The 20,352-nt window shown below is 72.2% G+C and carries 20 protein-coding genes; 5 read left to right on the top strand and 15 right to left on the bottom strand.

From position 1 onward, the window contains the following. Window positions 1-2: 2 nt before the first annotated feature. The 5 genes from CR162_RS12900 to CR162_RS12920 form a co-directional block, all read right to left on the bottom strand. Complete coding sequence (locus CR162_RS12900) at window positions 3-728, bottom strand: prephenate dehydrogenase/arogenate dehydrogenase family protein (protein WP_099095940.1); 726 nt, start codon at window positions 726-728, stop codon at window positions 3-5. Window positions 729-918: 190 nt separating this feature from the next. Then, window positions 919-2,331: a dipeptidase gene (locus CR162_RS12905; protein ID WP_099095962.1), complete on the bottom strand. Its 1,413-nt coding sequence runs from the start codon at window positions 2,329-2,331 to the stop codon at window positions 919-921. A gap of 62 nt (window positions 2,332-2,393) precedes the next feature. Beyond that, window positions 2,394-3,167, bottom strand: a complete 774-nt coding sequence (locus tag CR162_RS12910) for an N-acyl homoserine lactonase family protein (RefSeq protein WP_099095941.1) — start codon at window positions 3,165-3,167, stop codon at window positions 2,394-2,396. Beyond that, window positions 3,164-3,931: an SDR family NAD(P)-dependent oxidoreductase gene (locus tag CR162_RS12915; RefSeq protein WP_176559834.1), complete on the bottom strand. Its 768-nt coding sequence runs from the start codon at window positions 3,929-3,931 to the stop codon at window positions 3,164-3,166. Before CR162_RS12915 ends, CR162_RS12910 begins: the two co-directional genes overlap by 4 nt. Then, window positions 3,931-5,559 carry an ABC transporter substrate-binding protein gene (locus tag CR162_RS12920; RefSeq protein WP_141563149.1) on the bottom strand — a complete coding sequence of 543 codons (1,629 nt, stop codon included), beginning with the start codon at window positions 5,557-5,559 and terminating at the stop codon, window positions 3,931-3,933. Before CR162_RS12920 ends, CR162_RS12915 begins: the two co-directional genes overlap by 1 nt. 111 nt (window positions 5,560-5,670) lie before the next feature. Here CR162_RS12920 and CR162_RS12925 point away from each other — a divergent pair, with 111 nt between their 5' ends. Beyond that, window positions 5,671-6,663 carry a D-2-hydroxyacid dehydrogenase gene (locus CR162_RS12925; protein ID WP_099095944.1) on the top strand — a complete coding sequence of 331 codons (993 nt, stop codon included), beginning with the start codon at window positions 5,671-5,673 and terminating at the stop codon, window positions 6,661-6,663. A gap of 79 nt (window positions 6,664-6,742) precedes the next feature. Here the strand turns inward: CR162_RS12925 and gpt are convergent, their stop codons facing one another. Continuing rightward, window positions 6,743-7,222, bottom strand: a complete 480-nt coding sequence (gene gpt, locus CR162_RS12930) for a xanthine phosphoribosyltransferase (protein WP_099095945.1) — start codon at window positions 7,220-7,222, stop codon at window positions 6,743-6,745. 3 nt (window positions 7,223-7,225) lie between these two features. After that, a complete protein-coding gene (locus tag CR162_RS12935) occupies window positions 7,226-7,567 on the bottom strand; it encodes a tRNA-binding protein (protein ID WP_099095946.1) in 342 nt (113 codons plus the stop codon). Between the two features lie 201 nt (window positions 7,568-7,768). On the opposite strand from CR162_RS12935, the gene ggt reads away from it, so the two are divergent. Then, window positions 7,769-9,376 carry a gamma-glutamyltransferase gene (ggt, locus tag CR162_RS12940; protein ID WP_099095947.1) on the top strand — a complete coding sequence of 536 codons (1,608 nt, stop codon included), beginning with the start codon at window positions 7,769-7,771 and terminating at the stop codon, window positions 9,374-9,376. 76 nt (window positions 9,377-9,452) lie between these two features. Next, on the top strand, window positions 9,453-10,943 hold the full coding sequence (locus CR162_RS12945) for an amidase (protein ID WP_099095948.1): 1,491 nt from the start codon (window positions 9,453-9,455) through the stop codon (window positions 10,941-10,943). Between the two features lie 39 nt (window positions 10,944-10,982). On the opposite strand, the gene CR162_RS12950 is transcribed toward CR162_RS12945, so the two are convergent. Genes CR162_RS12950 through CR162_RS12965 form a run of 4 tightly spaced genes read right to left on the bottom strand, consistent with a single transcriptional unit; the run spans window position 10,983 to window position 15,485 of the window. Further along, window positions 10,983-11,966 carry a Bug family tripartite tricarboxylate transporter substrate binding protein gene (locus tag CR162_RS12950; RefSeq protein WP_099095949.1) on the bottom strand — a complete coding sequence of 328 codons (984 nt, stop codon included), beginning with the start codon at window positions 11,964-11,966 and terminating at the stop codon, window positions 10,983-10,985. Between the two features lie 37 nt (window positions 11,967-12,003). Then, window positions 12,004-12,720: a ribonuclease activity regulator RraA gene (locus CR162_RS12955; protein WP_099095950.1), complete on the bottom strand. Its 717-nt coding sequence runs from the start codon at window positions 12,718-12,720 to the stop codon at window positions 12,004-12,006. 17 nt (window positions 12,721-12,737) lie between these two features. Beyond that, window positions 12,738-14,501: an L-arabinonate dehydratase gene (gene araD, locus CR162_RS12960; protein ID WP_099095951.1), complete on the bottom strand. Its 1,764-nt coding sequence runs from the start codon at window positions 14,499-14,501 to the stop codon at window positions 12,738-12,740. 18 nt (window positions 14,502-14,519) lie between these two features. After that, on the bottom strand, window positions 14,520-15,485 hold the full coding sequence (locus CR162_RS12965; protein WP_099095952.1) for a 2-hydroxyacid dehydrogenase: 966 nt from the start codon (window positions 15,483-15,485) through the stop codon (window positions 14,520-14,522). A gap of 119 nt (window positions 15,486-15,604) precedes the next feature. Between CR162_RS12965 and CR162_RS12970 the strand changes: the two genes are divergently transcribed. Beyond that, on the top strand, window positions 15,605-16,318 hold the full coding sequence (locus tag CR162_RS12970) for a GntR family transcriptional regulator (protein ID WP_245870338.1): 714 nt from the start codon (window positions 15,605-15,607) through the stop codon (window positions 16,316-16,318). Between the two features lie 7 nt (window positions 16,319-16,325). Here CR162_RS12970 and CR162_RS12975 read toward each other — a convergent pair whose 3' ends face one another. The 4 genes from CR162_RS12975 to CR162_RS12990 form a co-directional block, all read right to left on the bottom strand. Further along, a complete protein-coding gene (locus CR162_RS12975; protein WP_099095953.1) occupies window positions 16,326-17,195 on the bottom strand; it encodes a VOC family protein in 870 nt (289 codons plus the stop codon). 94 nt (window positions 17,196-17,289) lie between these two features. Further along, complete coding sequence (locus CR162_RS12980) at window positions 17,290-17,571, bottom strand: DUF3253 domain-containing protein (RefSeq protein ID WP_099095954.1); 282 nt, start codon at window positions 17,569-17,571, stop codon at window positions 17,290-17,292. A 25-nt stretch (window positions 17,572-17,596) separates the two neighbouring features. Further along, window positions 17,597-18,955: an MFS transporter gene (locus CR162_RS12985; protein ID WP_099095955.1), complete on the bottom strand. Its 1,359-nt coding sequence runs from the start codon at window positions 18,953-18,955 to the stop codon at window positions 17,597-17,599. 159 nt (window positions 18,956-19,114) lie between these two features. After that, window positions 19,115-19,870 carry a DUF1194 domain-containing protein gene (locus tag CR162_RS12990; RefSeq protein ID WP_099095956.1) on the bottom strand — a complete coding sequence of 252 codons (756 nt, stop codon included), beginning with the start codon at window positions 19,868-19,870 and terminating at the stop codon, window positions 19,115-19,117. Window positions 19,871-20,059: 189 nt separating this feature from the next. Here CR162_RS12990 and CR162_RS12995 point away from each other — a divergent pair, with 189 nt between their 5' ends. Continuing rightward, the gene (locus CR162_RS12995) at window positions 20,060-20,296 is read left to right on the top strand and encodes a hypothetical protein (protein ID WP_099095957.1); all 237 of its coding nucleotides are present in this window, start codon (window positions 20,060-20,062) and stop codon (window positions 20,294-20,296) included. Window positions 20,297-20,352: the final 56 nt, after the last annotated feature.

The following is a 20,352-nucleotide window of genomic DNA, read 5'->3' on the forward strand; positions in this document are numbered from 1 at the left end:
CCTCAGGCCGCGAGCGGCATGGCGCTCGGGCCGAGGATCTCCTCCATCCTTTCCCTGAGTCGCATCTTCACTTCTTCCACGAACGGGTTCTCCTCCGTGATGGTGCGGAACAGCGCCTCGGAGTCCTGCGAGACCATGGCGGTGGCGCGCATCAGCTGATCGAAGCTCGAGGTGGTGTGCGGCAGCGCCGGCATCTCCAGCCCCGCCACGACGCGTCCCAGCAGATGCGTCAGCCCCTGCACCCAGGCCATCTGCCGGTCGTGCTCCTCCGGCGTCATGCGCACCACCTGGAGGCCAAGCCGGCGCAGCATCCGCGCCGCCAGCCGCAAGGGCGCGCCCCCGCCCGGGCAGACCACCACCCGCAGCCCCTCGATGCCGTCCTTGCCGCTTTGCGGCCCGAACAGCGGATGGGTGCCGAGGATCTCCACATGGGCCGGAAGCGCCGCGCGCAGCGCCGCCAGCGGCCGCAGCTTCAGCGAGCACACCTCCACCACCAGCGCGCCAGGGCGCAGATGCGGCGCGATGGCGCGCGCCACCTCCGCCAGCCGCGCCACCGGCACGGCCAGCACCACCACGGGCTGGCTGGCCGCCTCGGCCAGGGTGGCGCCGCCGGGCCGGGCCGGATCATGGCCCAGCACGGAGCCAAGCCGCTCCAGATGCGGGCGGGCGAAGGCGCCGAAGGCGCCGAGGCCGATCAGGCCGATGGAGGGGCGAGAGAGGGGAGACATGGAAACCTCGGGCTGGGCTGGCGCCGACGCCGAGGGGATGCTCCTGAAACACACATGCCGCCCGGCGGCGGCATGGTTCGATCTGGCAGGGTCGACCGGGCCGCTCTCTATGGGGAGAGCGGATAATAGGATCGCAGCGAGGGCGCGGCCTTGGTCATGCCTGGACCATGCGCCGCGCCCGCGCGGCCTGTCAAGCGGTGGGAGCCTTGCGCCAGGGGGCGAAGGCCGCGGCATCCTGCCCGCCCAGGCGGGACAGCAGGGCGGGCCAGCCGCGCAGCCCGTCCTCCAGCGAGGACAGGCGGAAGAACTCGTTGGGCGCGTGCACATCCTCGTCCGGCATGGCGTAGCCGAACATCAGCGTGTCGATGCCCAGCATCTCCTGGAAGATGCCGGTGATGGGCAGCGTGCCGCCAATGCGCGCCCGCGCCGGCGCCCGGCCCGCGGCCTCGCGCACCACCGCCTCGGCCGCCACCAGCAGCGGGTGGCCGTCCGGCAGGGTGGAGGAGGGGGAGTTGCCGCCGGGCGGGCTGAATTCCAGCACCACCCCCTCCGGGCAATGCGCCCGGAGGTGATCGACGATGCGTTGCCGGGCGCGGTCCGCGTCCTGCCCGGGCACCAGCCGCGCCGTGATCTTGGCATGCGCCTCGGCCGGGATGACGGTCTTGCTGCCGGCGCCGGTGTAGCCGCCCCACATGCCGTTCACGTCGATCGAGGGCCGCAGCGTGACGCGCTCCCGCACGCTGTAGAGCGGGTCGCCATGCGGCAGGGCCGCGGGGCCGGCGAAGAAGGCGCCGTCGTCGCCGGCGAGCTCGGCGGCATCGGCGCGGTCGCGGTTGGTGAGGGGCGTGGCGTCGCTGTCGAAATCCGGCACCAGGATGCGGCCCTGCGCGTCGTGCAGCGTGGAGACGAGGCGGGACAGCTCGTGGATGGCGTTGCGCACGGCGCCGCCATAGCGCCCCGAGTGCATGTCCTTGCCCGCCGCGCGCAGCGTCACCTCAAGCTTGCACAGGCCCCGCGAGCCGGTGTTCAGCGTCGGGATGCTGGTGCTGGCGCGGCCGCCATCGGCGGACAGCACGGCGTCGGCGGCCAGCAGCTCCCGGTGCGTCTCGATGATGCGGCGGATGCTGGGGCTGCCCGTTTCCTCCTCGCCCTCCAGGAAGAACTTCACGTTGACGGGGCAGCCGCCCTCCACCGCCAGGAAGGCGCCGATCGTCTCCACCGCGATCAGCGTCGAGCCCTTCACGTCCGAGGCGCCGCGCGCATAAAGGCGGCCGTCGCGGATGCTGGGCTCGAAGGGCGGCGTCACCCAGAGGCCGAGCGGGTCCGGCGGCTGCACGTCATAATGGCCATAGACGACGATGGTGGGCTTGCCGGGCGCGCCCAGCCACTCGCCATACACCGCCGGCTGGCCGCCGCCGTCGAGAAGCCGGACATTCTCCAGGCCGAGCTCGGTCAGGCGGTTGAGCAGGAATGCCCGCGTGGCCTCCATGCCCTCGGCATAGGCGGGGTCGGTGCTGACGCTGGGAAGGCGCAGCAGGGCCATCAGGCGGTCAAGGATCGCGTCCTTCTGCGCGATCAGGTGGTCGGCGACGGCTTGGCTCATCGAGAACATCTCCGAAGGCCGGGGGAAAGAATTCCCCCGGACCCCCATCTTCTTTCTGTCCGTTAAAGGGGAACCACGAAACCAGTCGCGCCGTCGCTGACGGCGGGGTCGTGGGATGGCACCACCAGTTCAGGCGCATCCGCCAGGGCGAGCACGCGCTCGAAGGCGGCCAGCGCGTCGCCCACATGGTAGAGGGCAGGGAAGGGCACGCGCCGCTCCAGATGCGCGCGCAGCGCCACCGTGTCGCTCGCCAGCACCATCCAGCCGCGCGCGGTGTGGAGGCGGACGAACTGCAGCCCGTCCGTGTGCCCGCCGGCATGGTGCAGCTCCAGGCCGGGAGCGAGCTGCACCACGCCGTCATGCAGCGCCAGGCGCCCCTCATGCAGCAGCGCGGTGTGGGCGGCGATGTCCTCGGGCCGGTAGCCGGCGCGCAGCACGGCATGGCGCATGGCCGGGCCGTTCACATAGGCCATCTCGCGCGCCTGCATGTGGAAGGTGGCGGCGGGGAACAGGCCGGGCTGCCCGGCATGGTCCCAGTGCAGATGCGTCTGCACCACCTGCCGCACCGCGCCGGGATCGACGCCGAGGCTCGCCATGGCGGCGGGCAGGGTGCCGTCGGTGGGCTTGTTGAAGGCGGCGCAGGTTTCCGGGCTGGCGCCGGTGTCCATCGCCACCCAGCCCTCCGGGCCGCGCAGCAGGTAGGCGTGGTAGGCGAAGGGCGTCGGCGCGTCGCCACCCGCGCCGCCCAGGAAGGTCTGCGCCGCGCGCCGCGCCGGGTCGCTGGCGAAGCGGATGGCGTGGGCCTGCCAGACCGGTTCCCGCGAGGCGCCGCTCATGGCCGCATCCCCATCAGCGAAAGGCCGCCATCCACGGTGATGGTGCTGCCCGTGACATAGCCGGCGAGGTCGCTGGCCAGGTAGAGGATGGCGCCCGCCACGTCCTGCGCCGTGCCGGTGCGGTTGGCGGGGATCAGGGCCAGCTTCGCCGGGCGCCAGCCGGGGTCGGCCCGCGCGGCGCGGTTGAAGTCCGTCTCGATGGTGCCGGGCGCCACGAGGTTCACGGTGATGCCTTCCGCCGCAAGCTCCAGCGCCATCTGCCGGGCGAGCTGCATCAGCCCGCCCTTCGAGCTGCCATAGGCGACGAGGCCGGGATTGGGCATCCACTGGTTGACCGAGGAGGTGAAGACGATGCGCCCGCCCTGGCCGGCCGCGCGCATCACCCCCGCCGCCTCCCGCGCCAGCGCGAAGGGGCCGCCGAGGTTGACGGCATGGACGCGGGCGAACTCGGCATCGGTCGTCTCGTCCAGCGGCTTGCGCAGCAGCACGCCGGCATTGCTCACCAGGATGTCGAGCCCGCCCATCGCCTCGGCGGCGCGGTGGGCGAGGGCGGCGGCCTGCACGGGATCGCCGAGATCCGCCTGCAGGGCGGGGCCGCCCGTCTCGGCGGCGAGCGCGGCGGCGGCCTTCGGCTCGGCATGGTGGTGGATGGCCACGCGGGCGCCGGCCTCGGCCAGCAGCCGCGCGGCGGCGCGGCCAATGCCCTCCGTGCCCGCGCCGGTGACGAGGGCGCGCCGCCCCGCGAGATCGATGGCGAGCGGCATCAGCGCGCCGGGCTGCCCACGGGCGTCACCTCGATGGCCAGCGTCTCCTCGTCGGCGCGCGGGGTGAAGTCCACCTTGTCCGCGCGTCCCGCCCACACCGCCTCGAAGGTGAGGATCGGGATGACGAGGTTGTCGGCCATGGTCTTCTCCATCACCTCCTCCAGCAGGGCGCGGCGCTGGCCTTCGTCGAGCGTGCGGCGGGCGCGCTGGATCAGCGCGTCGAGCTCCGGGGTGCCGATGCCGGAATAGTTGATGGCGCCGAGGCCCAGCTCCCTGTTTGGGCTGTGGATCTGGCTGGTGAGGAAGTAGCTGCTCTCGCCCGTCAGGCTGCCCCAGCCGGCCGCGTGCAGCGGCCATTCGCGCCGCGCGCGGGCGGGGAAGAAGGTGGCGCGCGGCATGGCGTTGAGATCGACGCGGATGCCCGCCCGCTGCAATTGCTGCGCCGCCGCCTCGCAGATCTTGCTGTCATTGACGAAGCGGTCGTTCGGGCAGGCGAGGCTGGTCTGGAAGCCGTTCGGGTAGCCGGCCTCCCGCAGCAGGGCGCGGGCGCGCTCCAGGTCGTGGCGGGCGGGGGCGATCCTGCCCGAATGGCCGAAGAAGCCTTCCGGCACCGCCTGATTGGCCGCCCGCGCGCGGCCCTCCATCAGCCGCTCGACGATGGCGTTCCGGTTGATGGCGAGGGAGACGGCCTCGCGCACCTTGGGGTCCTTCCACGGGTTCCGCGCCAGCGGCTGGCCCTGCGCGTCCCGCACGCCAGGCAGCGGCTCCTTCTCCAGCTCGGGGAACAGCATGTAGACATAGGCCGAGGGGCCGCTGAACACGCGCAGCCGCCGCGCGCCCTCGGTCTTTTCTAGCCGCGCCACGTCCTGCAGCGGCACGGCGTTGATGAAGTCCACATCGCCCGCCAGCAGGGCGCCGACGCGCGCGCCGTCGCTCGGGATGGGGCGGAAGGTGACGCGCGACCAGGCGGGCGCGGTGCCATGGTAGGTGGCATTGCGCTCCAGCACCAATGGCTGCCCCGGCTGCCAGGAAACGAGGCGGTAGGGCCCGGTGCCGATGGCGGCCGCGCCGCTGTTGAACTCGCCCGTGCCGCGCGCGCCCTTGGCGGAGGAGATGATGAAGATGTTGGAGAGATTGACGGGCAGCAGCGGCACCGGCCCCTCGGTGAGGAAGCGCACCGTGCGCGCATCCACCACCTGCACCTCGCGGATGCCCTGGATGTAGGTGGCGTAGCTGTTGGGGTTGTTGGCCACCCGCGTCACGCGCTCGATGGTGAAGCGCACATCCTCGGCGGTCAGCGGGCTGCCGTCATGGAAGGTGACGCCCCCGCGCAGGCGGAACTCCCAGGTGGTGTCGTCCACCGCCTTCCAGGATTCCGCCAGCGACGGGCGGAGCTGAAGCGAGGGATCGCGGGAGAGCAGCGTGTCGTAGATGTTGCGCAGCGCCGAGGTGTTGGTGCCGAGCAGGTTGAACTGCGGGTCCATGGTGCCCGGCTCGCCCTGCATGCCGACGACCAGGCTCTGCGCCGCCAGCGGCTGCGCGGCGAGCAGGGCAAGGCCCAGCGCGCCGGCGGCGAGGCCAGGGGAGCGGTGAGCGGACGGGGCGCGGTGCTGGCGGATGCGTCGCATGGGGCGGCCTTCATGGCGGGGGGGGGCGTCTATCGGGCGCGCAACGCGGGAGCCTGTCAATCGGTGCGGGAGCGTCTTGACGCCGCGCGCCATCCTGCGACGCTCCCGCCCATGCGCATCCACGTCCAGAATCCCGCCGACGAGACCGTCTTTCCGATCACTCCGCAGCAATGGGAGGCGGCCGTCTCGCGCGCGCCCGACATGGCGGACCTCCGGGTGAGCTTCGCCGACGACGATGCCGGCTTCGCCGCCGCCATGGCCGAGGCGGAGGCGATCGTCACCTGGACGAAGGTGGTGCATGCCCGCTTTGCCAAGGGAGCGCTGCCCGGCGTGGCGCCGAGGCTGCGCACCATCTTCTGCACCTCCGCCGGGCTGGACCGCCTCGCCCCCTTCGACTGGCTGCCGGATTCGGTGGCGCTGCTGAACAACCGTGGCACCCATGCCGCCAAGGCGGGCGAGTTCGGCATCATGGCCCTGCTGATGCTGGCCAACCATGTGCCGTGGTTCACCCATGACGCGCGTGAAGGCCGCTGGGCACCGCGCTTCGCCTCCGTGCTGGCGGGGCGCACGGTGTGCGTGGTGGGCCTCGGCTCGCTGGGCGGGGCGGTGGCGGCGCGGGCGCGGCAATTCGGCATGCGCGTCATCGGCGTCCGCAGCAGTGCCGCCCCGCACGAGTCGTGCGACGAGGTGGTGGCGCAGGGCGATATCGATTCCGTGCTGCCGCGCGCCGAGTTCCTGGTGCTGGCCTGCCCCCTGACGCCGCAGACCCAGGGCATGATCGACCGCCGGCGCCTCGCCCTGCTGCCCCAGGGCGCCAAGGTGGTGAATATCGGCCGCGGCCCGCTCTGGGACCAGGAGGCGGTGTGCGACCTGCTGGACAGCGGCCATCTCGGCGGTGCCGTGACCGACGTGACGGTGCCCGAGCCGCTGCCCGCCGAAAGCCGGCTGTGGCGCACCCCGGGCCTGATCGTCACGCCGCACATGTCGTCCGACGACCCGGCCACCTACAACGACCGCAGCCTCGACATCTTCTTCGAGAACCTGCGCGCGGCGCGGGCCGGGCAGCCCATGCCCAACCGCGTGCTTCCCGGCCGGGGCTATTGAGGCGGCGCCCGGTCCGGCCACACTGGCTGGGCCGGGTTGGGCCTGGCTGGGGCGAAGGCTCCCGCCGGGCGGGCTGCCGCTACTTCGAGGCGGCCGAGCGCGCGATAGGGGCGATGAACTGCGGCTCGGTGTCCCAGGGGAACAGGATCCAGGTGTCCTGGCTCACCTCGGTGATGTAGGTGTCCACCAGCGGGTTGCCGGCGGGCTTGGCATAGACGGTGGCGAAATGGGCCTTGGGCAGCAGGCCGCGCACCACCTTCAGCGTGGTGCCGGTGTCCACCAGGTCGTCCAGCACCAGCCAGCCATCGCCATCCCCCGCGGCGACGGGCGGCTTGGCCACCTGCGGCTCGCCGCGCACTTCCTCGTCATAGGTGATGACGGAGACGCTCTCGATCAGCCGGCAATCCAGCTCGCGCGCCACGATGGCGGCGGGGATGAGCCCGCCGCGCGTGATGGCGACGATGCCCTTCCAGGGGCCCTTCTCGACCAGCCGCCAGGCCAGGGCCTTGCTATCGCGGTGAAGCTGGTCCCAGCTGACGGTGTAGTAGCGCGGCGCCATTGTTCAGAACATCCTGCCGCCATTCGGGACGGCGAAATCGGGTCGGAGCAGCACCACCGCGCCATCCGCGTCCGGCAGGCCCAGGGTCAGGACCTGGCTCTCGAACCCGGCGATGCGGCGGGGCGGGAAGTTCACCACGCAAAGGACCTGCCGGCCGATCAGCTTGTCCGGCTTGTAGTGCACGGTGATCTGCGCCGAGGAGAGGCGGGTGCCGATCTCCGGCCCGAGGTCGATCTCCAGCCGGAAGGCCGGCTTGCGCGCGCCCTCCAGCACCTGGGCATCGACCACCGTGCCGACACGGATGTCGAGGCGGTCGAAATCTTCGATCGTCGCGGTGGCTTCCATCCTCATCCGATAGCGCAGCGGGGGCGGCGGTGGAAGTGGCCGGATTTACGCGGCGCGCCAGCCGTGCCAGCGTCGTTGCCCCCGCGAGGAGCCGCCGGGGCCCGCCCGAGGGAGTGCTGCGCCGCCGAAGGCGGGCGCCCCCGTCCCGGGCACCCGCCGCTCCTCCGCCTGCCGACCGACGCTTGTTTCCGAAGGACCATCATGCGCGACTTCCACGCCCCCGGCCGCAGCCCCGTCCTGGCCACGCATGGCATGGCGGCCACCTCCATGCCGGCGGCCACGCTGACGGCCATCGACATCCTGCGCCAGGGCGGCAACGCCCTGGACGCGGCGATCGCCGCCTGCGCCGTGCTGGCCGTAATCGAGCCGCAATCGACCGGCATCGGCGGCGACAATTTCTGCCTCTACGCGCCGGCCGGCACGGGGAAGGTGATCGCCATGAACGGCTCCGGCCGCGCCCCCGCCGGCGCCACGCCGGAGAAGCTACGCGCCGACGGGCTGACCGCCATGGTCAACACCTCGGTGCATTCGGTGACCGTGCCGGGCGCCATCTCCGCCTGGGAGAAGCTGAACAAGGCGCATGGCAGGCTGCCGCTGGCGCAGATCCTGGCACCCGCCATCCGGTTCGCCGAGGAAGGCCATCCCGTGCATGCCCGCGTGGCGGCCGACTGGGCCGACGCCGCGCCGAAGCTTGGCAAGCACGAGGCCACCGCGCGCCACTTCCTGAAGGACGGCAAGCCCTACGCCATCGGCGACCGCTTCGCCCAGCCGGCGCTGGCCCGCACGCTGCGCGCCATCGGGGAGAAGGGCGCGCGCGCCTTCTACGAGGGCGAGATCGCGGCCGACATGGTGGCCACGCTGCGCGCCGCGGGCGGCACCCACACCGAGGCCGACTTCGCCGCCGGGCTGGACGTGGCCGAGTTCGTCACGCCGATCCAGGCGCGCTGGAAGGGGCTCGACATCTTCCAGTGCCCGCCCAACGGCTCGGGCCTGCTGGTGCTGCAGATGCTGGGCGTGCTCGGCCAGTGCGAGACGCCGGAGCAGGGGCCGCTCTCGGCCGAGCGCCTGCACCGCCATGTGGAGGCCGCGCGCCTCGCCTACCGCGACCGCGACGGCTTCCTGGCCGATCCCTCGCAGGTCGAGGTGCCGGTGGCGAGGCTGACCAGCGACGAGTACACCCGCAAGCTGCGCGCGCTGATCCGCGACGACGCGGCGATGCCGGAGCTGCCGCCCGCCGGCATGGCCGAGATGCTGCCGAAGCACAAGGACACGGTGTATCTCTGCGTCGTCGACGCCGACGGCAATGCCTGCTCCTTCATCAACTCCCTCTTCGAGAGCTTCGGCTCCGGCATCCTGGCCGAGAAGAGCGGCGTGATGCTGCACAACCGCGGCTTCGGCTTCCGGCTGGAGGAGGGGCACCCCAACTGCATCGCGCCCAACAAGCGGCCGATGCACACCATCATCCCCGGCATGGTGATGCAGGATGGCCGCGCCATCATGCCCTATGGCGTGATGGGCGGACACTTCCAGCCGATGGGCCAGACGCTGTTCCTGTCCAACCACTTCGAGTTCGGCCTCGACGTGCAGGCCGCGCTCGATCTGCCGCGCCTGTTCCCCTACCAGGGCAAGGTGCAGGTGGAGCGCGGCATCCCGGCCTCCGTGATCGACCGGCTGAACCGCCTGGGCCATGACTGCGCGCTGATCGAGAAGCCGCATGGCGGCGGCCAGGCGATCCTGATCGACCATGCGCGCGGCGTGCTGGTCGGCGGCTCCGACCCGCGCAAGGATGGCTGCGCCCTCGGCTACTGACGCCGCCATGCGGCGGGGCCGGCACGCCCCGCCGTGCACTTCCGTTGCCTGGACTGCATCAAAGGGAACCTGCCGCGTGACCGAAGCCTGCGACCTTTCCGCCGTCACCGCCCGCCGCCTGATCGGCGAGAAGAAGCTCTCGCCCGTGGAGCTGCTCGATTCCTGCCTCGCGCGCATCGGGGCGGTGAACCACGCCGTGAACGCCATGGTGGCGCTGGACGAGGAGCGCGCGCGGGAAGGCGCCAGGCAGGCCGAGGCCGCGGTGATGCAGGGCGAGGCGCTTGGCCCCCTGCACGGCCTGCCGCTCGGCATCAAGGATCTCGACGAGACGGGCGGGCTGCGCACCACCTTCGGCAGCCCGATCTTCCGCGACCATGTGCCGGCGCATGATTCCAGCATGGTGGCCGATTTGCGCGTGGCGGGCGGCATCGTGCTCGGCAAGACCAACACGCCGGAATTCGGCGCCGGCGCCAACACGCGCAACGCCGTCTATGGCGCCACCGGCAACCCCTTCGACCCGTCGCGCTCGGCGGCCGGTTCCTCGGGCGGCTCGGGCGTGGCGCTGGCCTGCTCCATGGTGCCGCTGGCCAGCGGCTCGGACACGGGCGGCAGCTTGCGCAACCCGGCCGCCTTCAACGGCATCGTGGGCTTCCGCCCCAGCTCCGGCGTGGTGCCGGCGGAGCGGCGCCTGCTCGGCTGGTCCAACCTGCCGGTGCTGGGCCCAATGGCGCGCGACGTGGGCGACCTCGCCCTGATGCTTTCCGCCATGGCCGCCGACCACGGGCTGGACCCGCTGGCCTACACCCTGCCGGACCGTGACGTGCGGCGCGGCCTGCCGCTGCACGAGGCGGTGGACCTGTCCACGCTGCGCGTCGCCGTGACGCCGGATTTCGGCTTCGCGCCGACCGAGAAGCACATCCGCGCCGTGTTCGCCGAGCGGGTGAAGGCGCTGTCGCCCTTCTTCGCCGGCGCCGAGGAGCGCACGCCCGACTGCGCCGGCGCCGATGAGAGCTTCGCCGTGCTGCGCGCGCTGAACTTCCTGGCGGCGCATGAGGAGAAGGTGCGGGTGCGGCCGCAGGATGTGGGCCCCAATGTCCGCGCCAATGTCGAGGAAGGGCTGCGCTACAGCGCCAGCGACGTGGCCCGCGCCAGCGTGGCGCAGACGCGGATGTACCGCGCCTGGCAAAGCTTCTTCGAGAGCGGCGTGGACGTGATCATCACGCCGGCCATCACCCTCTCGCCGCGGCCGTGGAGCGAGCTGTATCCGTCCGAGATCGACGGCCAGCCCACCAAGAACTACTTCCACTGGCTGGCCCTGGCCTATGCGGTGACGCTGGTGGGCCACCCCGCCATCAGCATCCCGCTCGGCGTGGACAATGCCGGCATGCCCTTCGGCTTGCAGATCGTGGGCCCCCGCGGCGGCGACGCGCTGGTGATCGCGGTGGCGGCCGCCATCGAGGCGGCGACGGCGGGGGATGCCGCGCTGGCGCGCCCGGTGCCGGATCTGGCGAAGCTCAAGGCCGCGCGGCCGATCAGCGAGATGCCGGGCTTCCTCAGCTTCGACTGAGGCGAGGAGGCGGGGGAGGGGCACTCCCCCGCCGGACCCTCAGGCCGGCTCGATGCCGCCCTTCTTCACCACCTCCGTCCAGCGCGCGATCTCCCGGCGCTGGAACGCCTGGAACTCCTCCGGGCTGTTGCCCACGATGGAAAAGCCGATCCGGTCCATCTGCGCCACGGTGGAGGGATGCCTCAGCGCCTCGACGATGCTGGCATGCACGCGCCTCACCAGCGCGGGCTCCATCTTCGGCGGCGCCGCCATGGCCTGCCAGGAATAGACGACGAAGTCGGCGAGGCCCGCCTCGGCGGCGGTCGGCACCTCGGGCAGCAGCGGGTGGCGCCGCTCGGAAGTGACCAGGATCGGCTTCACCTGGCCGTCTCGGATGAAGGGCGTGATGAAGCCGAGGTTCTGGAAGGAGAGCTGCACGTTGCCGGCGATCAGGTCGGTCGTCGCGGGCGCGCCGCCGGCATAGGGGATGTGCGCGATGCCGGTGCCGGTGAGCTGCTTGAACAGCTCCATCGTCAGGTGGTCGGAGGAGCCGACGCCGCTGGTGGAATAGGAATCCCGCGCGCCGCTGCGCTTCAGCCAGGCGATGAGCGACTTCAGGTCGTTCGCCTCGACCTGCTTCGGGTTCGCCACCAGCACGTTGGGCGTGGTGACGGACAGGGTGAGGTTGGTGAAGTCCGTCTCGGGGTCGTAGCCCAGGTTCGGGCGCAGCGCCTTGTTGATGGCGAAGGTGCTGATGGGCGCGGCCATCAGCAGGTGGCCATCGGGCGTGGCGCGGGCCAGGGCGCGCGCGCCGATCTCGCCCGCGGCGCCGGGGCGGTTCTCCACCACCACCGGCTTGCCGAGCGCCTCCGTCATCCGCTGCGCCACGGCGCGGCCGATGATGTCGGAGGAGCCGCCGGGGGCGAAGGGCACGATGATGGTGACGGTCTTGCTCGGCCATTCCTGCGCCCGGGCGGCGCGGCCCAGGACGAGGGCGGGCGCGGCGAGCGCGCCCAGCTTGAGCATGGTGCGACGGTTCGTCATTGTTGTTTCCCTGGACGTCGTTGAAGGCGGAGGAGCGCTACCGGCCGTTCGCCTTCCGCCATTCCGCGAAGGCGGCGAGGTTGCTCTCGTCGGTCGGCGGATACAGGCCGAGGATGCTCTGGCCGCCACGCACGCGCTCGGTGACGAAATCTTCGAAGGCGGTCATCTCGGTGGCCTCCGCGGCGATCTCGTCGGCGAGGTGGGCGGGGATGACGATGACGCCGTCATTGTCGCCCACGATCACGTCGCCCGGGAAGACCGGCGCGTCGCCGCAGCCGATCGGCACGTTGATGTCGATCGCCTGGTGCAGCGTCAGGTTGGTGGGCGCGGAGGGGCGGCTGTGAAAGGCCGGCATGTCGAGCGTCGCGATCTCGGCGCTGTCGCGGAAGCCGCCATCGGTGACGACGCCGGCGACGCCCCGCTGCTGCAGCCGCGTCACCAGGATGCCGCCCGCCGAGGCGGCGCGCGCGTCCTTGCGGCTGTCCATCACCAGCACGGCGCCGGGCGGGCAGTCCTCCATCGCCTTGCGCTGCGGGTGGCCGCGGTCGCGGAACACGGAAAGCTGGTTCAGGTCCTCGCGCGCCGGCATGTAGCGGAGCGTGAAGGCCTCGCCCACCATGCTTTCCGTCATCGGGTGCAGCGGGCGCACGTCCTGGATCATCTGGGTGCGGAAGCCGCGCTTGTAGAGCGCGGTGGCGAGCGTCGCGGTGCTCACCTGCTTCAGCTTGTCGCGGGTCTCGGGGCTCAGGGCCATGGCGGTGTCGCCTTCGCTCAGTAGATGACGGGTTCGGGAACGGGGGCGCCGAACTCGGTGCCCAGGAAGTCGAAGTCGCAGCCCTCGTCGGCCTGGCGGATGTGCCTGGTGAACATCCAGCCATAGCCGCGCTCGTAGCGGGCGGCGGGCTGCTTCCAGGCGGCGCGGCGGCGCTCCAGCTCCTCGTCGGAGACGCGCATGTTGATGCTGCGCGCATGCACGTCCACCTCGACGATGTCGCCCGTCTGCAGCAGCGCGAGCGGGCCGCCCACGAAGCTTTCCGGCGCCACATGCAGCACGCAGGCGCCATAGGAGGTGCCGGACATGCGCGCGTCGGAGAGGCGCAGCATGTCGCGGTGGCCTTCCTTCAGCAGCTTCTTCGGCATGGGCAGCATGCCCCATTCCGGCATGCCCGGGCCGCCCTGCGGGCCCGCGTTGCGCAGCACCAGCACGGAATCGGCAGTGAAGGGATAGCTCTCGTCCTCCACCGCCTTCTTCATCGACGGATAGTCGTCGAACACCACGGCCGGGCCGGCATGCTTCAGGAACTTCTGGTCCATGGCGGCGGGCTTGATGACGCAGCCCGAGGGGGCGAGGTTGCCCTTCAGCACGGCGAGCGACCCCTCGCCATAGATCGGGTTGGACAGCGGGCGGATGACGTCGTCGTTGTAGACCTTCGCGTCGGCGATGTTCTCGCCGACCGTGCGGCCGGTGACGGTCAGGCAATCCAGGTGCAGGTGCTCGCGGATGTTGCCCATCAGCGCGCGAATGCCGCCCGCGTAGAAGAAGTCCTCCATCAGGTAGGTGCTGCCCGAGGGGCGCACATTGCCGATGACGGGGACCTTGCGGCTGTAGCGCTCGAAATCCTCGAGGCCGATATCCTGCCCCGCGCGGCGCGCCATGGCGATCAGGTGGATGATGGCGTTGGTCGAGCAGCCCATCGCCATGGCGACGGCGATGGCGTTCTCGAAGGCCTCGCGCGTCTGGATCTTCTGCGGCGTCAGGTCCTCCCACACCATCTCGACGATGCGGCGGCCGCAGGCGGAGGCCATGCGGATGTGGTTGGCGTCCGCCGCCGGGATGGAGGAGGCGCCGGGCAGGCACATGCCGGCGGCTTCCGCGATCGCCGTCATGGTGCTGGCGGTGCCCATGGTCATGCAGGTGCCGTAGGAGCGGGCGATGCCCTGCTCGACGCCGAGCCAGTCCTTGTCGGTGATCTTGCCGGCGCGCAGCTCGTCCCAGTACTTCCAGCTGTCCGAGCCGGAGCCCAGCACCTTGCCCGCCCAGTTGCCGCGAAGCATCGGGCCGGCGGGCAGGTAGATGGCGGGGACGTTGGCGCTGGTGGCGCCCAGCATCAGGCCGGGCGTCGTCTTGTCGCAGCCGCCCATCAGCACAACGCCGTCCACGGGGTGGCTGCGGATCAGCTCCTCCGCCTCGATGGCCAGCAGGTTGCGGTAGAGCATGCTGGTGGGCTTGAGGTAGCTCTCGTCCAGCGAGATCGCCGGCAGCTCGACCGGGAAGCCGCCCGCCTGCAGCACGCCGCGCTTCACGTCATCGACGCGCTGCTTGAAGTGCGCATGGCAGGGGTTGAGGTCGGACCAGGTGTTGAGGATGGCGATGATCGGCTTGCCGGTCCATTCCTCCGGCGCGTAGCCCATCTGCATGGCGCGCGAGCGGTGGCCGAAGGAGCGCAGGTCGGCGGGGCCGAACCAGCGGCGGCTGCGCAGCTCCTCGGCCGGCTTGACGCGGGGCAGGGGGGAGCCGTCGGGGGATTCGCTCATGATGGCGGGGCTTCCGGGTCAGACAGGGTCGAGAGGGCCGCGGCCGGCGGCGAAGGCGGCCACGTTGTCGAGGGCGCGCAGGCCCATGGCGTCGCGCGTTTCCATCGTCGCGCTGGCCACGTGCGGGGTCAGGAACACGTTGGGCAGCGCGGCGAAGCGCGTGTCATAGTCGGGCTCGCTTTGGAACACGTCGAGCCCGGCGGCGAAGAGGTGGCCGGATGTCAGCGCGCCGATCAGCGCGTCCTCGTCCACCAGCGAGCCGCGCGCGGTGTTCACGAACACGGCGCCGCGCGGCAGGGCGGCGAAGGCGGCCTCGTCCATCAGCACGCCGTTCCGCGCGCCGCCCGGCAGGTGCAGCGACAGGATCTGGCAGTGCGGCAGCATGTCCCGCAGGCTGGCGAAGTATTCGGCGCCCTGCTCCAGATCCGGGGTGAGGCGCGTGCGGTTGTGGTAGAGGACGCGCATGCCGAAGCCGCGCGCGCGCTGCGCCACGGCCCGCCCGATGCGCCCCATGCCGACGATGCCGAGTGTCTTGCCGGAGGGCCGCACCCCCAGCATGTCCGGCAGGCCGAGGCCACGGCGCCAGCCCGCCCGCATCAGCGCCTCGTATTCATGCGCGCGGCGGCAGGCGGCGAGGATGAGCAGGAAGGCGAGATCGGCCGTGCAGTCGGTCAGCACGTCCGGCGTGTTGGTGACGATGATGCCGCGCGCGTGGGCAGCGGCGGCGTCCATGTGGTCGTAGCCCACGCTGCTGTTGGCGATCAGCCGCACATGCTCCGGCAGGCGGCCGATGGCGGCGGCATCGAGCCGCACCTTCGGCCCGATCAGCATGGCCTCGGCCCTGTGCGCGGCGGCGGCGGCGATGGCCTCCTCCGCCGTCATGTCGTGCCCGGCCAGCATGGCGTCGAAATCACGGCGGGCGCGTTCGGTGGCGGCCGGGGTCAGGCGGCGCGCCACCAGAAGGCGAGGCGGGGCTGGGGCCATGGTCGTTTCCCTGATCCGGCCGTTTGAGGGGACGGCCTTGTTCCTTCGATACCGGACATCAGCTTGTCAGGCAAGCAGCCGATATTTCGGATATCGCCGGACTGCGGTATAGGTCCCGCATGATGTCCCTCATCGAGCCGGCCCCCGCCTCGCCCCTGCAGCCCTTTGGCCGCCCGCCCTCGGCGGGCGCCTTCGCCTATGCCAGCCTGCGCGAGGCCATCCTGTCCCTGGCCCTGCCGCCGGGAGCGGTGCTTTCGCGCGCGGCGCTCGCGGCGCAGCTCGGCCTCAGCCAGACGCCGGTGCGGGAGGCGCTGATGCGGCTGGAAACGGAGGGGCTGGTGGAGGTGGTGCCGAGCGCCTCCACCCGCGTGGCGCCGATCGACCTGACCAGCGCCCGGCAGGCGCAGTTCCTGCGGCGCGCGGTGGAGCTGGAGATGGTGCAGGCCCTGGCCGCCGCGCCCTCTGCCACGCTGGGCGAGACGCTGGCCGCGCAGCTTGCCCGGCAGGCCGCGCTGGTGGCACGGGAGGACCATGCCGGCCTGTCCGCCGCCGACGACGCCTTCCACGAGGCGCTCCACGAGGCGGCGGGCATCTCGCCGCTCTGGGCGCTGGTGCGCGGCCGCAGCGGGCATCTGGACCGGCTGCGCCGGCTGCACCTGCCGGCGCCCGGCAAGGCGGAAACCATCCTGCGCGAGCACGAGGCGATCGCCGCCGCCATCATGGCCGGAGATGGCGCCGCCGCCGCCGCCGCGCTGCGGCGCCACCTGGCCGATACGCTGGGCCGGGCGGAAGCGCTGCGCGCGGCCCAGCCCGGCCACTTCACCGGCGAATGACGCCGCCTCAGCCCAGGAAGGCCAGCGCCACCCCGCAGGCCTCGCCGGCCGGCACCAGGATGCGGCCGGGCCTTTCCAGCATCGGCACGCCGCCGGCCTGCAGCGTGGCCCGCGTCGCGTCCAGCCCGCCGCTCCGCCCCTCGTCCTGGTCACCGGTGCGGAAGCCCAGCGCCACCATGCGCTCGCCCTTCCCGGGGAGGGTGGGCAGCGCCTCGCCCCAATGGCTGCGCGCCGCCTCGGGCAGCAGCACCAGCACCGTGCCCTCCGCCGCGCGGATCGCCATGCCGCCCGCCACCGGCGCCACCGCCTCGTCCCCGAACAGGGCGCGGTAGGGCGCCACGGCCCGCGCCGGGTCGTCGCTGACGATGCCGAACTCGGCGATGCCGGTAACGCCATTGGCATGGCGCTGCCATTCCGGCCGCCACACCAGCTCGGGCGTGAAGTGGTGGCAGAAGAAGACGCGGCCGCCGAAGGTGACCTCGGGCCCCAGATGCGTCACCCGGAAATGCGCCTCGGGGCTGGTGCCATCGGGGAGGGCGACGGGGCGGACGAACTCGCGGGATTCCTGCACCGGCAGGCCGGCGGCGGCCACCCGGTCGCGGAAGCCGGCATCGGCCGATGGCTTGAACACCAGGCCGCCCAGGCCGGCCGGCATGCTGAGCAGCTCCGGCCGCGCGGCGGCGCGCCCCGGCTCGAAGCCCAGCAGCTCCAGGTAGTCCGTGCCGAAGATGGCGAGGTTGTTGCTGGAGCCCAGCGAATGATGGCCGCGCTCGGTGAGCTGGAAGCCGAGCCGGGCATAGCGCTCCGCGGCCTCGTCCAGCCGGTCGCCGACATTGATCACCACATGGTCGATGGCGGGCTGCAGCACGGCGGTCATGGGCCAGTTCCTTCCATGGCGGTTCGGGCCGGCATCATGGGCTGTGCCGCCCGCTTTGCGAAGCGGCCGGGCCGTGGCGCCGCCCCGCCTCCGCTCATTCCGCGCCCGCGCCGGAAGCCCGCAGGCGGATGACGCCGCGCACCTCCTCGGCCGGCACGGGCTTGCCCTTGCGCAGGATCTCGATGCGCCCTTCCTTTTGCAGCCTCAGCGCGGCGTGGCGGATGGGCGTCATCAGGCCGCGCCACACCGGGTCCGGCGCCAGGGCGCGCGCCACCTCGCTCGGGCAGACCGACTTGCCGGGGCCGCAGGCGGCGGTCTGGCGCAGGATCTCCTCGCCCAGCATCTCGGGGGAAGGGCGTTTCGGCTCGGCGGACATGGGCAAAACTCCGGTCGGGAAGAACTCAGCGGGGCCTGGCGGTGAGGCGCGAGAAGCTGATCAGCGCCGCCGCGGCGGCGATGGCGGCGGCCACGCCCAGCCCCCGCATGGCGCCATTCTCCCCCGCCAGCCGCAAGGTCAAGGCCGCGAGCGCGGCGCCGCTCGTCTGGCCCAGCAGGCGGGAGGTGGAAAGCATGCCGCTGGCCCCGCCGCTGCGCTCGCGCGGGGCGGAGGACAGCAGGGCGCGGTTGTTGGGGCTCTGGAACAGGCCGAAGCCCAGGCCGCACAGCGCCATGCGCCAGCCGATGTCGAGGGCGGTGGGGGCGTCCGGCAGCCAGGCCAGCAGCGCCAGCCCCGTGGCCATCAGCCCGAGGCCCAGGCCTCCGAGCAGCCCGGCCGGTAGCCTGTCGGAGGCGCGGCCGGCGAGCGGCGAGACGATGATGAGGACCAGCGGCCAGGGCGTCATCAGCAGCCCCGTCTCCACCTGGCTGCGGCCGAGGCCGTGCTGGAGGAAGAAGGGCAGGGCCACGAAGGCGAGCATCTGCGCCGCGAAGGAACAGATGGAGGTGACGACCGAAAGGGCGAAGACGGGGATGCGCAGCAGGTCCACCGGCAGCAGCGGCGCCGCGCGCCCGGCCTGCCGGCGCACCAGCGCGATGCCGGCCAGCACGCCGCTCCCCAGGATCAGCCCCGCCTGCCAGGCGGGGGCACCGCGGGCGAACTGCTCCAGCGCCGTCATCACCAGCCCGAAGGTGGCGGCGCTGAGGATGGCGCTGGCGGCATCGAAGGGGCGGCGCGCACGGGGTGTCGCGGGCAGGAAGCGGATGGCCAGCAGCAGCGCCAGCGCGCCCACGGGGATGTTGACCGCGAAGATCCAGGGCCAGTGCGCCACGCTCAGGATGGCGGCCGCCACGCTCGGCCCCAGCACCGAGGAGATGGCCACCACCAGCGCGTTGACGCCCACCCCCTGGCCCAGCAGCCGCTGCGGATAGATGAAGCGCACGAGGGCCGTGTTGACGCTCATCAGCCCGGCGGCGCCGAGCCCCTGCACGGCGCGGGCCGTGGCGAGGCCGGCCAGGCTGTCCGCCATGGCGCAGAACAGGGAGGCGATGACGAACAGCGCGAGGCCGGTGCGGTAGATCTTCTCGTGCCCGATCAGCTCGCCCAGCGAGGCCAGCGGCAGCAGCGCCATGACCACGGCGATCTGGTAGGCGTTGACCACCAGGATGGCATCGGAGGGCGGCACGCGCAGGTCGGCCGCGATGGCGGGAAGGGCGACGTTGGCGATGGATGAATCCATGACCGCCATGGCGATGGAGACGGCGAGCGCCAGCACCGCCCAGAGCCGCTGCGGCTGCGGCAGGCCATCGTTTTCCTCTTGCATCCGGCGCCGTTTCCTCCTGTGGGGCAGAAAGGCCGACCATGCGCCCGGGCGCGGCCGGGCGCCAGGGGCTGACGCCGCCCCTCGGCCATGCCCGGGGGAGCAGCCACCATCGCCCAGCGCAAGGCAGGGCAGGGCGGGGCAGGGCAAGGTAGGGCGGCTTCAGGCGTAGGCACGCTCCACCAGAGGGCCGGGGGGCGGGTTGCTGGCGATCTCGCGGATGATCTTGCGCCGCACCGCGCCCTCAAAGGCGGGGAAGCCCTCGGCCACCATCAGGAAGGCGCCGGTGCCGCCGATCACCTCGTCGCGGTAATAGTCGTCGAGCGGCGGCATCAGGTCGGCGAATTGCGGCGGGGGCGGGGTGCGGTCGAGCACGGCCAGGCCGTTCAGCGCGATGCCCTTCTCCAGCGCCTCGGCCCGCGCCTCGGCGAGGGGGCGGCCGGAGTTGTTCACCCCGTCGCCGGAGATGTCCACCACCTGCCGCGTGCCCTCGTAGCCCTGGCCGAACAGCGAGGCCGCGAAGTCGATGGCGGCGGAGATGGAGGTGTAGAGGTGCGCCCGGCGCGGCGCCGCGTCGATGGCCGCCGCGAAGCGCCCGCCGCTGGCCGCGCCGTCGATCCGCGTCCAGGGCACCAGCAGTTCCTGCACGTTCCAGTCGGACCAGGTGAAGAAGCAGACGGCGATGGCGCCGATGGCCCCGCGCGCGATGCCATCCGTCAGGCGCGGGTCGCGGAAGGCGGCCGCGTAGCCGCGGAACTGCAGTTCCTGCTCCTCGGCGCTCATCGAGCGGCTGACATCCACTGCCAGCGCCAGCTCGACATCCACCGGCTCCATCGCCCGCGCCCGGCCCGGGGCCAGGATGGCCGGCGCCGCCAGCAGCCCGGCCGAGGCATGGCGGAAGAATTCCCTACATCGCATCCCGACTCTCCGTCAGCAGGGGCCGTGCACTGCCTTTCCTTTCTTCAACCTATCGGATGAATTTTGTGCATCGCAACATGAGAAGCGTCATGGCTGCGCTTCACGGCACGCGGGGCGAATTCATGGCCCTCCGGCAACCAGCGCCCGGCTGCCCGTTTGTCCTCACGAGACCATCCATGAGGAGGGCCCATGCGCAGCCCCGATTTCCGCGCCCCCGACTTCCCTGTCATCGGCAGGCGGGCGCAGCTTCCGATCCCGCCCAGTGATCCGCCGGCGCCCATGCCGCCGCCCACCGAACCGCCCGGGCCCGACCTGCCGGAGCCGCCCATCGACGAGCCGCCGGGCCAGGACCAGCCCACGCCCGACGCACCCGACATCCCGCCGCTCGGCGATCCGCCCGGCGAGCGGCCCATGCGGATGAACTGAAGGGGCTCCCGCCGAACCAGGCGGGGCAGGCCGGCGCCCCGCCGCTCGGTTCCCGG

Source organism: Teichococcus rhizosphaerae, assembly GCF_002631185.1.
In the GTDB taxonomy this organism is placed as follows: Bacteria; Pseudomonadota; Alphaproteobacteria; order Acetobacterales; family Acetobacteraceae; genus Pseudoroseomonas; species Pseudoroseomonas rhizosphaerae.